Annotated in this window: 12 protein-coding genes; 4 read left to right on the top strand and 8 right to left on the bottom strand. The window is 38.4% G+C overall.

The window, feature by feature from the left end; translation table 11 throughout:
* The 5 genes from atpA to atpB form a co-directional block, all read right to left on the bottom strand.
* On the bottom strand, nucleotides 1–1099 hold a 1099-nt coding region (gene atpA / locus AAC037_RS08190), incomplete at its 3' end, for a F0F1 ATP synthase subunit alpha (protein ID WP_339902522.1).
* A gap of 37 nt (nucleotides 1100–1136) precedes the next feature.
* On the bottom strand, nucleotides 1137–1697 hold the full coding sequence (gene atpH / locus AAC037_RS08185; protein ID WP_339902521.1) for an ATP synthase F1 subunit delta: 561 nt from the start codon (nucleotides 1695–1697) through the stop codon (nucleotides 1137–1139).
* A 10-nt stretch (nucleotides 1698–1707) separates the two neighbouring features.
* Nucleotides 1708–2202, bottom strand: a complete 495-nt coding sequence (atpF, locus tag AAC037_RS08180; protein ID WP_339902520.1) for a F0F1 ATP synthase subunit B — start codon at nucleotides 2200–2202, stop codon at nucleotides 1708–1710.
* A 79-nt stretch (nucleotides 2203–2281) separates the two neighbouring features.
* A complete protein-coding gene (gene atpE, locus AAC037_RS08175; RefSeq protein ID WP_010854327.1) occupies nucleotides 2282–2539 on the bottom strand; it encodes an ATP synthase F0 subunit C in 258 nt (85 codons plus the stop codon).
* A gap of 41 nt (nucleotides 2540–2580) precedes the next feature.
* Nucleotides 2581–3606: a F0F1 ATP synthase subunit A gene (gene atpB / locus AAC037_RS08170; RefSeq protein ID WP_339902519.1), complete on the bottom strand. Its 1026-nt coding sequence runs from the start codon at nucleotides 3604–3606 to the stop codon at nucleotides 2581–2583.
* Between the two features lie 178 nt (nucleotides 3607–3784).
* Between atpB and AAC037_RS08165 the strand changes: the two genes are divergently transcribed.
* On the top strand, nucleotides 3785–4018 hold the full coding sequence (locus tag AAC037_RS08165) for a hypothetical protein (RefSeq protein WP_339902518.1): 234 nt from the start codon (nucleotides 3785–3787) through the stop codon (nucleotides 4016–4018).
* Nucleotides 4019–4058: 40 nt separating this feature from the next.
* Here AAC037_RS08165 and AAC037_RS08160 read toward each other — a convergent pair whose 3' ends face one another.
* From AAC037_RS08160 to AAC037_RS08150, 3 genes are read right to left on the bottom strand one after another with little or no spacing between them, the layout of a single operon-like run.
* Complete coding sequence (locus tag AAC037_RS08160) at nucleotides 4059–4292, bottom strand: AtpZ/AtpI family protein (RefSeq protein ID WP_339902517.1); 234 nt, start codon at nucleotides 4290–4292, stop codon at nucleotides 4059–4061.
* Nucleotides 4258–4677 (bottom strand): polymer-forming cytoskeletal protein, encoded by a 420-nt coding sequence (locus tag AAC037_RS08155; protein WP_339902516.1) that lies wholly within the window; start codon nucleotides 4675–4677, stop codon nucleotides 4258–4260. The genes AAC037_RS08160 and AAC037_RS08155 overlap by 35 nt, the downstream gene beginning before the upstream one ends.
* A 2-nt stretch (nucleotides 4678–4679) precedes the next feature.
* On the bottom strand, nucleotides 4680–5549 hold the full coding sequence (locus AAC037_RS08150; RefSeq protein ID WP_339902515.1) for a M23 family metallopeptidase: 870 nt from the start codon (nucleotides 5547–5549) through the stop codon (nucleotides 4680–4682).
* Nucleotides 5550–5698: 149 nt separating this feature from the next.
* Between AAC037_RS08150 and AAC037_RS08145 the strand changes: the two genes are divergently transcribed.
* The 3 genes from AAC037_RS08145 (at nucleotide 5699) to uvrC (ending at nucleotide 12571) form a co-directional block, all read left to right on the top strand.
* Nucleotides 5699–8101 carry a tetratricopeptide repeat protein gene (locus AAC037_RS08145; RefSeq protein ID WP_339902514.1) on the top strand — a complete coding sequence of 801 codons (2403 nt, stop codon included), beginning with the start codon at nucleotides 5699–5701 and terminating at the stop codon, nucleotides 8099–8101.
* 142 nt (nucleotides 8102–8243) lie between these two features.
* Nucleotides 8244–10553, top strand: coding sequence for a transglycosylase domain-containing protein (locus AAC037_RS08140; protein WP_339902513.1), 2310 nt, complete (start codon nucleotides 8244–8246; stop codon nucleotides 10551–10553).
* 221 nt (nucleotides 10554–10774) lie between these two features.
* The gene (gene uvrC, locus AAC037_RS08135) at nucleotides 10775–12571 is read left to right on the top strand and encodes an excinuclease ABC subunit UvrC (RefSeq protein ID WP_339902523.1); all 1797 of its coding nucleotides are present in this window, start codon (nucleotides 10775–10777) and stop codon (nucleotides 12569–12571) included.
* Nucleotides 12572–12656: the final 85 nt, after the last annotated feature.

The raw sequence follows: 12656 nt of genomic DNA, 5'->3' as shown, positions 1-12656 counted from the left end.
TTTGTCCATCTGTAATGGAAATAACATTCGTTGGAATATAAGCAGAAACGTCACCCGCTTGCGTTTCAATGATAGGCAGGGCAGTTAATGATCCTCCTCCTTTTACCAAAGGTGCCAAAGAAGGTGGCAAGTCATTCATCTGCTTTGCAATTTCATCAGAAGAGTTAATCTTAGCTGCTCTCTCCAATAATCTGGAGTGAAGGTAGAATACATCACCAGGATAGGCTTCACGTCCCGGAGGTCTTCTAAGCAACAAAGAAACTTCACGGTAAGCTACTGCTTGTTTGGAAAGGTCATCATAAACCACCAAAGCAGGCTTTCCTGTATCTCTAAAAAATTCGCCAATAGTGGCACCTGTAAATGGAGCAAAGAATTGCATCGGTGCAGGATCTGCAGCGGAAGCACTTACAACTACGGTATAAGGTAGGGCACCTCCTTTTTCAAGAGCAGCTACCACATTGGCAACTGTAGAGGCTTTCTGACCGATGGCTACATAAATACAGAATACGGGCTCACCTTTGTCGTAAAATTCTTTCTGGTTAAGGATGGTATCAATCGCAACAGCAGTTTTACCTGTTTGTCTATCACCAATGATCAATTCACGCTGTCCTCTTCCAATAGGGATCATGGCATCAATAGATTTAATACCGGTTTGTAGAGGTTCAGTAACAGGTTGGCGGTAGATTACACCAGGAGCTTTTCTTTCGAGAGGCATTTCATAGAGGTCTCCTTCCAAAGCGCCCTTACCATCGATAGGAACACCAAGGGTATTGACCACCCTTCCCAACATACCATTACCTACATTAATGGAGGCAATCCTTTTTGTTCTTTTGACGGTATCCCCTTCTTTAACGGATTTGGCATCTCCAAAGAGTACAGCACCAACGTTGTCCTCCTCTAGATTGAGAACCATTGCCCTTAACCCATTGTCAAATTCGATCAACTCACCAGCTTGCGCTTTAGAGAGTCCGTAAATACGGGCTACACCGTCACCGACTTGGAGTACAGTACCCACTTCTTCCAATTCTGCTTGAGTCTTGGCTTCCGAGAGTTGCTCTTTCAATATTGCCGAAACTTCATCTGGTCTTACATCTGCCATTATTGTATAGTATTATTGATTACAGCTTATTTTCTTATTAATATTTTTTCTCATACAGGTTCTGGGTAAAATCCAGACGCAACTGTTGCAACTTACTTTTGATTGATTCATCAAGTTGTTTGTCACCAACTCTAAGGACAAAACCACCGATTAAATTTGCATCAACCTTTTCTATGAGATTTACTTTACTTTTACCGGAAATTTCCTTTACGATACTCTTGAAAGAATTTCGCAGTTCGTCATCCAGTTGAATGGTGCTTACAACCTCTGCTATTTGAATCCCAAGGTGTTCATTGCGTAACCTAAGAAAAGCAGTGGCCATTTCGGGAAGAAAACCTGTCCGGCCTTTTTCACCTACCAAATCAAAAAACTTCAAAGTCAAAGCTGAGGCATTCTTACCAATCAATGACTTCAAAATTTCAGTCTTTTTTTCAGAACTTATGACAGGGCTTTTAACCATGTCTGAAAAAGATGAATTCGCAGCGCTTAAAGATAAAACAGCTGTCATATCCGAATTTACCTGATCCAATTCATTTCTCTCTACTGCCAGTTCCAGCAGTGATTTTGCGTAACGAGAAGCTACTCTGTATGCTGACATTTCTGGTAGATTAGTTTAATTTAATATCCTTAACAAATTCTTCTACTAACTCTTTTTGAGAAGCTTCTGTTGAGAGATTTTGTCTCATCAATTTCTCAGCAACCTTAAGGGAAAGTTCAGCAACTTGGATTTTAACGTCTGTCAATGCAGCCTGTTTTTCAGTTTCAATAACAGCCTTGGCATCTTCGATCATCTTCGCTCCGGCCTTGGCTGCTTCTTCCTTAGAGATTTCCATGGTTTGGGCTGCAAACTCATTTGCTGATCTCAAAATCTCATCTCTTTCAACGCGTGCTTCTTGAAGCAACCGCTCATTGTCAGCTACTAGATTTTGCATTTCCATCCTTGCTTTTTCAGCCTCCTTAAGGGATGCCTCAATTGTACCATCACGCTCATCAAGGGCTGAAAGTATTGGCCTCCAGGCAAATTTGGCTAAAATGAAAAATAAGATGGCAAAGCCTACCAGTTGCCAAATAATCAAACCTAAGTCAGGAGTAATCAGATCCATTTTGTGTATTTTTTTAAGCTAAATATCAGTTTTGTTCAATTAAGAATGGACCGGCCTAGCGCCGGTCCAATTTCTGTTTCTAGAAAGTAAGATTTCCGTTAAGTGCGATAAGTAGACAAACTACTACAGCAAACAAGGAAACTACTTCAATAAGGGCAGCGATGATCAACATTGCAGTCTGGATTTTACCAGCAGCCTCAGGCTGACGTGCAATGCCTTCCATGGCTTGTCCACCGATTCTACCAATACCCAGACCTGCGCCTATTGCAACAATTCCGGCACCGATACCAGCACCCATAAGTGCAAAACCGGCAGTCAATAATAATGAAGTTAACATACTCGTTTATATTTAATTAAATTGAACAAAGAATTTCATAATTAATGCTCATGTCCATGCTCAGCTGTAGCTGAACCAATGTACATGGCAGAGAATAAAGTAAATACATACGCCTGAATAGTGGCTACCAACAGTTCTATTACATTAATGAATACTATCATCAATGTGGAAGCTACGCCTACTGCGTAGGATTCAAATACGAAGATCAATCCAATAAAACTAAGGATTACAATGTGACCTGCGGTAATGGCAACAAAAAGTCGAACCATTAAGGCGGCTGGCTTGGTAATAAAAGCACCTAAAATTTCCACTGGAACCAAAATAGGCAAAATGGCCTTAGGGACACCCGGAGTAGCAAATATGTGCTTCCAATACTCTTTATTCCCGTTAATATTTGTTACAAAGAAAGTAATCATGGCCAAAGTAGCCGTCACCGCTATATTTCCTGTTAGGTTGGCTGCACCTGGCAACAAGCCCAAAAGGTTTCCTATCCATATAAAGAAGAATAAGGTCAAGAGATAAGGAGTAAATTTCTTGTATTTAGGACCAATATTGGGACGTGCAATTTCATCACGAACAAAAAGGACAATTGGTTCCACAAATGAAGCGATACCTCTAGGAGCTTTGTTGGGATGCTTTTTGTAATAGCCGGAAGCAGATAGCATGATGTAAAGTGTTACCGCCAATATTAAAAACATCATGGCCACATTCTTTGTAATGCTCAAATCAATAAATGACCTGCTTTCATCAACAGCCTTTAGCTTGTCATGATCGTCTATAAAGTATCCATTGTGCTCCACACCAAAATGATGCGTCTCCGGATCTACAAAAGAAGAGGACGAATAAAATTCAAGGCCTCTATCCGAAGAATAGATAATTACCGGAAGGGAGAGTGTAACATGAGTATGCCCAATTGTGGCAAAATGCCATTCATGGGAATCTTTAATGTGATGCATAATGAAGCTTGTTTTATCTTCATCACCATCGGAGGCAGCCATTGCTACTGCTGAAAATGTCAGTAAAATTACTGACAATAAGATACTTAACCTGGTAAATTTGCGGACCATCAAAACAATTTTTATTGCCTATTTCGAATGAAGGCGCAAATTAGTTATTAAGCCGTACATATCAAACAATAAGTACAACAAATAAATGATAAAGAAATCCACAACAAACCAAAGTAAATTTTCATGGCCTTCCCATAAAATCAAAAAAACGAAGAGAATACAGCAAATCAGTCTAACTATGGTAGTTCCTAAAATAACAGAAACACTTGTAAATGATTCTAATTTCATCAATTTGGCAGCCAGAAATCCGGTAACTCCTGTGAGAACAGCAAAGAATAATAGTATGGGGTATATCAGGGAATGCAACCAAGGCCCCGGAAACAACTGCTCTATTAGCCATATAATGGAAAATAGAAGCAGTGAAAAAATGATTAACCCTACTGACTGGTTTTTTAATAACGCCTTCATCTAATTGCTATCTCTTGGAGGAAATGAAAAAGCAAAATCTGCTTTTATTTATTTTTCTTTGGAGAAATGGACTTAAATAGCTGGTAAAAAGCAATAGCTGTGGAAAGCAAGCACCCCAACAATAAGTAGAGTGGAAATTCCATATTGCTTCTTATATGTAGCCTATACCCAAGATAGCTACCGAGGCCAATTATAGCACACATCTGAAAGGCCAATCCGAAGTACTTGACATAAACAGGAGTCTCAGTTTGAGGAGGCTTGTTTTTTTGTGTCCCCATCTTTTCTTTCTACTTTTAATTGGTTATTGTTGCCCATATTGCATTTACCATTAAACTCTGCACCATCCTCTATGATTAATTTTTTAGTATATATATCACCATAAATCAATGCAGATTTTTTTAGGTATAAAGAATCTGAACAATATATATCTCCTTTGACCTCTCCGGAAATTTCTACATCTCCGGCCCTAACATCTCCATTTACCTTGGCGGACTCGCCAATGATAATTTTTTGTTGAGAATCTAAGGATCCATCCACAGTACCTTCTACTCGGATATTTCCCTGAGAACCTATATTGCCTACTATTACTGTTCCTAATGCCACAAGATTACTTGAAGTAACCAATTCCGTGGTATTTTTCTTATCGTCAGTATTTTTTGCCATATCTAATCAAATGTAATAAATTCTTGAGGGTCAAGCGGGTTTCCTCTGTACCAAAGCTCAAGATGCAAGTGCTGCCCGGTGGTTTGTTCACCAGTGTTACCAATAATGGATAATATTTCCCCACCACGGATGGGGTCTCCAATGGATTTCAATATTACAGAATTATGTTTGTAAATAGAAATCAATTCATTCGAATGCTGTACTGCTACTACATGACCGGTCTCTAGCGTCCAGCTAGAGAAGATCACTGTCCCATCAGCTATGGCTTTTACAGGTTCATTTTCAGCGGCAACTACATCTACGCCAAAATGATTTTGTCCAGAGGAAAAGCCACTCGAAACTACCCCTTTTACAGGAGGAAAAAAATAATTGTCTGTAAAAGACCCACTACTTATCCTTCCAAAACTTGTCTCTTCAAGGGGGAGAGATTCAAATTCCCCGATAATTTGCTTGGTGGCATCACTACTTTTATAAAGATCTATTTCACCCCTATTCACCAATTGCTTACTTGAAGTATCAGGGGCTGTAGCGATATCGTCTTCAAATTCTCCTGAAATAACATTCTGAATATTTTCAACGTATTGATCTTTGGCTTTAACCTCCATGATAAGTGAATCAATGGATTCGGACAATGCATGAATTTTAACCATGTTTTCCGTTTCTATATAAACAGGATCAAACCACCTAGCCAATAAAGTTTTGGATAAAAACAAGGATACCACAAAGCAGGTCATGAAAACTAGCACAAACAATAATCCTACCCTAACTTTCGTAATATTAAAAGAAGTAATGACTGAGAAGTCTTCCTCCTTTCTAATTACTATCAGGAACTTGGTTTCTATCCAGTCGTTTATTTTCTGTTTAAGGCTCAATTGACACTTGTTTAAGATATTTATTTTTTACAAAAATAGAATTTAATTCCTTTCGTTTAAATATTTATTCCAAAAGAACTAATTTGGACAAGAATTCAAACTCAAAAACATTGCAAAGGGTTATAATATTTTTCATACTAACGATATGCGTGAACTGTTTATCTGCTTGCTCCTCGCAGAAAGACACCTTCACTAATCGCTTGTACCATAACACAACGGCGAGATTCAATGCCTATTATTATGCCAAAGAGAAAATCTTAGAATTAGAAAAGGAAATAAAAAATGAGCACCAAGAGGACTTCTCTCAAGTCTTGCCCGTATTTTACCCTATTGATAGCAGTACCATTTCATCCAAAGAAGACCTTTTGAAGGAGGCAAGAGAGATGGCTTCTAAAGCTGTAGATTGGCATAAAATAAGTAAATGGGTAGCTCCTTCCTATTTTCTAATTGGCAAGGTCGACTATTACAAAGGAAAACATGAGGAAGCCCAAAATACTTTCAAATTCCTCAATGTTAATAGCTCCCAAGATGATGTAAGACATATCGCATTGATACAACTTTTAAGGTCTTTTATCGACCATCGCCAATTTGAAGATGCTAGTTTTGTTATAGATTTTCTTTCAAAAGAAGAAAATATCTCCGATGAAAATAAGCAATACCTGTACAAAACATTGGCTTATTATTATGAAGCCAGAGGAGAAACGGATTTAATGGCGCCATCTTTATTTAAATCACTGGAGTACACCTCCAACAAATCCGAGGCTTCCAGGATACACTTTATCTTGGCCCAATTGTATCAAAATTCTGGTTTAGATGCCTTTGCCTATGAATACTATCAAAAAGCGATTTCTGGAAGCCCAAACTATGAAAGAACATTTTTTGCTCAGCTCTATTCTCAACAAGTGGCTGAATTAGAACGAAGCAAAGATCTGAAACGGGTTCGTGAATACTATGATGATCTTTACAAAGACAATAAAAATATCGATTTTAGAGATGTTATTCTATTTGAAAAAGGTCGGTTTGAAAAAAAACAAGGCAATTTGGAGGAAGCCATCAAACTCTACATCTTGGCAGCAAAAGAGGAAGGGGAAAACGAACGTCAGAAAGGATATATTTACGAAGAACTCTCTAATGTCTACCTTAATGATAAAGAGGATTTTCTTAAAACAAAATATTACTTAGACAGTGCCCTAGCAAAGTTTAAAGAAACGGATAAAAATCATGGTGTCCTTGCTGCCCGTAAAGTAATCTTTGATCAATATGCGACCAACTACGAATTACTTACTTATAATGACAGCCTAATTCAACTTAGTCAGCTCAGCGCTGAAGAACAAGAAAAATATGTTGACAATTTTCTTGCATTGGAGGAGGAAAGACTGATCAATGAAGCGAAAATGGCCGAAGAAAAGAAGTCCCAGGGGATTTTTGAAAACTTGTTGGCCTTTGGAGGGGGCGGCGGATCTGGAGCCTCCTTTTATTGGGACAATCCAGTTGCCATTCAAAGAGGAGCATTGGAGTTTACACAAATCTGGGGCAACAGACCTTTGTCCGACAATTGGAGAAGTAGTGACCGAGGGTTTCAAGAGGCTGCCAATTCTGTAGAGAATAATATCAATATTGAAGAGCCTATGGAGGAGGAAGAAGAAAACAGCTCGGCTACCATCACAGCAAAACTTCCTGACAAAGCCTCCCTATTAAACCAGATCCCTAATACCCCCGAGGCAAGGGAAAAGATGGTAAATCAAATGGAAGAAGCTTATTTCAACTTAGGGAAGTTGCTCTATTTTGACCTCAAGCAATCTGAGAAATCAATTGAGTACTTAGAGGCCTTAATAGAAAAATATCCGGAAACATTAAAAAAGCCTGAAGCCTATTATACCTTATTCTTAGCCAATCAAGATTTGAATATTAATGCCGATAGATACGCACAATTACTGAATCAAGAATTTCCAAATTCTCAATTTACCAAATCCCTAAATAATCCCGATAAAGTCTCCGGCTCTCAAGCAAACCTGGCTTCAGGGGAAAATTATAAAGTTGCCTACCGCCTTTTTAAAGACAGGGCTTATGAAGAGGCTAAAAAAATTGTTAGACAAACACTCAATGAATATCCATTGACAAAAAATACGGATCGATTATTGCTATTGGATATAATGATCACCGGTCAATTAGAATCATTGGAAATTTATAAAAACAGACTTCAAGCCTATTTACAGCAAACCAAAGAAGAAGAGCTGTTGAACTTTGCAGAAAAATTACTGAAAGCCGTTAGCGAGGACAGCGAAGAGGAAACTATAGCAAAAGCAGAGGAACCGAGTGAAAACGAGCTCCCTTCAGACATTTCAATAGTTAAAACTGAACCTGCTTCAGCAACTTCACCTTATAAAGAAGGCCTAAATCAGACCCATATTTTCATTTTACCTATGACTGAGACATTGGCTGAGAATGCCAATGATTTGACCGCTTCCCTAGAGAGTTTTCACAATGCCAATTTTGCCAATCAAAGGTTGAGAACTGGCACCATTTCACTTGGAAAGGATACAAGTTTTTAAATAGTTTTAATAATGAATCCTTAACTGAGGAAATAAAAAATAGTAGTTTTGTAATTTCAATTGGTAATTTCCAACAACTCAACAAAAGGAAAGACATTGAAGAATACAGGTCTTTCTATGAGAAAGCTTATTGACATCCAGTATGAGTAAAGTAAAAAATAAAAATTCAAAGCCTCTTTATGTTAAAATAATCAGGTATATGTGGCTTGCTTTCATTTTAGGATTGGCAGGATTTGTCTTGTTTGTGGTATCCGTAAATGCAAACTTCTTAGGCTTATTCGGAGAAATGCCCGAATTCGAATCACTTGAAAATCCCGATAGTGAATTGGCATCTGAACTATACTCTGCAGATGGGGTCTTATTAGGTAAATACTTTAGAGAAAACAGAACTCCGGTAACCTACAATGATCTTTCTCCAAATATTATCAATGCATTGATTGCCACTGAGGATGTAAGATTTGAAGACCATTCAGGGATAGACCCCAGGGCTTTGGGCAGGGTATTTGTCAAATCTATACTATTGATGCAAAAAAATGCAGGAGGAGGAAGTACCCTCAGTCAGCAAACGGCAAAAAACCTGTTTAAAACGCGTTCCGGAGATTCACAGGGGCTTTTAAGTAAGGTACCAATACTTAAAATGGTCATCATCAAAACCAAAGAGTGGATTGTGGCTACAAAGTTAGAAAGTGCCTATACAAAGGATGAGATTTTGACCATGTACCTAAACACTTCAGACTTTGGTAGCAATGCATTCGGTATTAAAACTGCTGCAAAGACATTTTTCAATAAGGACACTAGAGATCTGAATATATTGGAATCCGCTACTTTGGTAGGTTTGCTAAAAGCCCCCTCCTATTATAGCCCTGTATATAATGCAGAAAATTCAACACGAAGGCGGAATACGGTAATGGCTCAAATGAAGAAAGTAGATTTAATCTCCCCATCTCAATTTGACTCCTTAAGCGCAACGCCTATGGCGTTGGAATACCAAGTAGAAAGTCATAATGAAGGTTTAGCCACCTATTTCAGAGAAGTAGTCAAAGCAGATTTACTCCAATGGACCAAGGAAAATCTACAGCCGGATGGAAACAACTATGACCTTTTTGGAGATGGCCTGAAGATTTACACCACAATTGACAGTAGACTGCAGAAATATGCAGAAGAATCTGTTCAAGAACATATGTCGGAACTTCAGAAGAAATTTGAAGAAGAAATGGGTGATCGTGACCCTTGGATTGATAGTCGTCGAAGGGTAATTCCAAACTTTATTGAAAATGCTGTCAAAAGAACCCAGGCTTATCGAAATCTGAAAGCTAGGTATGGAGACAACACGGACAGCATTGAATACAAACTCAATGAAAAGAAAAAAATGAAGGTCTTTTCTTATGAAGGAAATATAGATACATTAATGAGTACCATGGATTCCATGAGGTACTATAAGAAATTTCTTCAAACCGGTTTTGTATCCATGGACCCCCATTCAGGCCACATCAAGGCTTGGGTTGGCGGTACCAACCATTCTCATTTTAAGTATGACCACGTCAAACAAGGAAAAAGACAACCCGGTTCTACTTTCAAACCTTTTGTGTATGCAGCAGCCATAGAAAACGGCTATGGACCTTGCTACACCGTGATTGATCAGCCGGTAGAAATCAATGTGCCCGATCAGCCCACTTGGAGGCCAAATAATGCAGATGGTAAATTTACTTATGAAAGAATGACCATCAGGTCTGCCATGTCTCAGTCGGTCAACTCAATTACGGCTTATATGATGAAAAAGCTAAGTCCTGAAGTGGTCGTAGAAACTGCCAAAAGAATTGGAATCACGAGTGAACTTGAAGCAGTACCTGCCTTGGCTCTGGGAACAGTGGATGTATCCATCATGGAAATGGTGGGAGCCTTCAGTACTTTTGTCAACAAAGGGGAGCACATCACTCCAATTTATATTGATAGAATAGAGGATAAAAACGGCAATGTATTGCACCAATTTATCCCTAGAAAAAGACCGGCAATGAGTGAAGAACATGCCTATATTATGGTTTATATGCTAAGAGGTGGAACGGAGGAAGAAGGAGGTACAAGCCAAGGCCTACCATGGAGCATAAGAGATGAAGGCAACGAAATAGGTGGGAAAACAGGTACTACTCAAAACGCCTCGGATGGATGGTACATGGGGATAACAAAAGACTTGGTCAGTGGTGTATGGGTAGGTGGAGATGACAGAGCCATACATTTCAGAAGCTGGATCAATGGTCAAGGTTCCAGAACTGCTCGGCCTATCTGGTCAAAATACATGAGCAAAGTATATGAAGACCCAAGCCTAGGCATCACCAAAGGTCCATTTCCTAAACCGGAAAGACCAATTAGCATAGAAATTGATTGCTCAAAATATGATCTTGAAACGGAGGAATATCAAGAGTTTGACTATGATGCAACTTCAACAGATTTCTAGGTTATACTCCTGATAAAATTTTTGAGCAATTACTTTTTGCCTACTGCAAATAGATAATGGATAAATAATAGTATAGAGGCATCAGGTAATGAAAAAATCAATTATTCCTTACCTGATGCTCCCTACATACAAGGTAAATCTAATAGGCCGTATATTGAGTATTTGATTACCTACAAACATATATTCAGCGATTAAATAATCTTACCACTGTCTCTATGGACATGCTTTCCCCTTCATATTTACCTGAAAACCACAATCAGTTGCCTGAATTACCCGGAGTATATAGGTATTACGATGCAGAGGGCAAGCTCATCTATGTAGGAAAAGCAAAAAATCTCAAAAAAAGAGTTGGTAGTTATTTTAGCAAAAGCGTAGGCATCAACCAAAAAACCAGGAAAATGGTGAGAGAGATCAGAAAGATTGAAATCACCATCGTTAATTCTGAATTTGATGCATTATTGTTAGAAAACAATTTGATCAAAAAAACGCAACCCAAATACAACATCCTTCTAAAGGATGATAAGACCTACCCTTATCTTCTCCTTACCAACGAACATTTCCCAAGGATATATGCCACCAGAAGAGTGATTCCCTCCAAGGGAACCTATTTTGGACCCTTTGCAAGCGTAAAGGCCATGAACAATGTATTAGAGCTTATTCACTCATTATTTACATTGAGAACGTGTAGGTTAGATCTTTCACCGGAAAAAATCAGCAACGCCAAATACAAAGTTTGCTTGGAATACCATTTAGGAAATTGCAAGGGTCCTTGTGAAGGCCTACAAAAAGAAAAGGATTACCTGGCAGACATTGAACAAGCAAAAAACATTTTAAAAGGAAATCTTGGAATAGCAAAAACTTATTTTAAGGAGAAAATGACAGAAAGTGCTGCTGAAATGAATTATGAAGCAGCGCAAGGTTTTAAGGAAAAACTGGATTCATTAATCAATTACCAGGCCAAATCTCTTGTCATTAATCCAAACACAGACAGCTTGGATGTCTTTACCATTGTAAGCGAGGAAAAGTTTGCATTTGTAAACTACCTAAGAATAAAAAATGGAGCCATTACCTTAAGCAAAACAGTAGAGTTAAAAAAGAAATTGGACGAGCCGGATGAAGAGTTATTATTAACTGCTATCATTAGGTTAAGGGATCAGTTTCAAAGTGATGCAAAGGAGGTTTTGGTAAATCAAGAATTTAAAGAGAGTCCGGAGGGATTGTCACTGGTACAGCCTAAAATAGGAGACAAGAGAAAGCTCATTGATTTAAGCTTAAAGAATGCCCTCTATTATAAAAAAGAAAAGCTGTCTTTTGCGGATGAAGGTAAGGATAAGAAAAATAGGGTTATCCTTCAACTGAAAAAAGACCTTTCTTTAAATGACTTGCCTACTCACATTGAATGTTTTGACAATTCCAATATTCAGGGAACAAATCCTGTAGCCAGCATGGTGTGCTTTTTAAATGGTAAACCGGCAAAGAAAGAATACCGTCACTATCACATTAAAACAGTGGTAGGGCCGGATGACTTTGCCAGTATGGAAGAGGTAGTCTTCAGAAGGTATAAAAGGTTGGTTACTGAAGGAAAGCCTTTGCCTAAGTTGATTGTGATAGATGGAGGTAAAGGTCAGTTATCTTCCGCTGTAGCAGCTTTGAGAGACTTGGAGCTTTATGGTAAAGTACCCATCATAGGTATCGCAAAGCGTTTGGAAGAAATTTACTTCCCGGGTGATCAGTACCCAATTTACATCGATAAAAAGTCTGAATCTTTGCGGTTAATTCAAAGAATCAGAGATGAAGCCCACAGATTTGCCATCACTTTTCATCGTGACCTTAGAAGCAAAGGGGCGTTAAACAGTAAGCTATTGGCCATAGAAGGAATTGGGGATCTAACTGCACATAAGTTGTTGAAACATTTCAAGTCCTATAAAAAGATTGAAGGTGCTTCAAAGGAAGAAATAATATCCGCCATTGGCAAAGACAAAGGCCTAAGAGTATGGGAAGCCATGCACAAAAAATAAGAGCAGGTACATTGCTGTACCTGCTCTTATTTTTTGAGACTGTAATCTTAACTCTGTCTAAGCTTGGAATTTAGTTTTAAATTTT

Origin of the sequence: uncultured Cyclobacterium sp. (assembly GCF_963976465.1) — a bacterium.
Lineage (GTDB): Bacteria > Bacteroidota > Bacteroidia > Cytophagales > Cyclobacteriaceae > Cyclobacterium.
The sequence above is the reverse complement of the archived record's forward strand: the minus strand, read 5'-3'. Positions and strand labels throughout refer to the sequence as shown.

Excerpts from the sequence above, each read along its gene's own strand:
- atpH (WP_339902521.1), bottom strand. The coding sequence starts at position 1,697 with ATGTCAGCATACAGAGTAGCTTCTCGTTACGCAAAATCACTGCTGGAA.
- atpF (WP_339902520.1), bottom strand. The coding sequence starts at position 2,202 with ATGGATCTGATTACTCCTGACTTAGGTTTGATTATTTGGCAACTGGTA.
- atpE (WP_010854327.1), bottom strand. The coding sequence starts at position 2,539 with ATGTTAACTTCATTATTATTGACTGCCGGTTTTGCACTTATGGGTGCT.
- atpB (WP_339902519.1), bottom strand. The coding sequence starts at position 3,606 with ATGGTCCGCAAATTTACCAGGTTAAGTATCTTATTGTCAGTAATTTTA.
- AAC037_RS08165 (WP_339902518.1), top strand. The coding sequence starts at position 3,785 with ATGGTAGTTCCTAAAATAACAGAAACACTTGTAAATGATTCTAATTTC.
- AAC037_RS08160 (WP_339902517.1), bottom strand. The coding sequence starts at position 4,292 with ATGGGGACACAAAAAAACAAGCCTCCTCAAACTGAGACTCCTGTTTAT.
- AAC037_RS08155 (WP_339902516.1), bottom strand. The coding sequence starts at position 4,677 with ATGGCAAAAAATACTGACGATAAGAAAAATACCACGGAATTGGTTACT.
- AAC037_RS08140 (WP_339902513.1), top strand. The coding sequence starts at position 8,244 with ATGAGTAAAGTAAAAAATAAAAATTCAAAGCCTCTTTATGTTAAAATA.
- uvrC (WP_339902523.1), top strand. The coding sequence starts at position 10,775 with ATGCTTTCCCCTTCATATTTACCTGAAAACCACAATCAGTTGCCTGAA.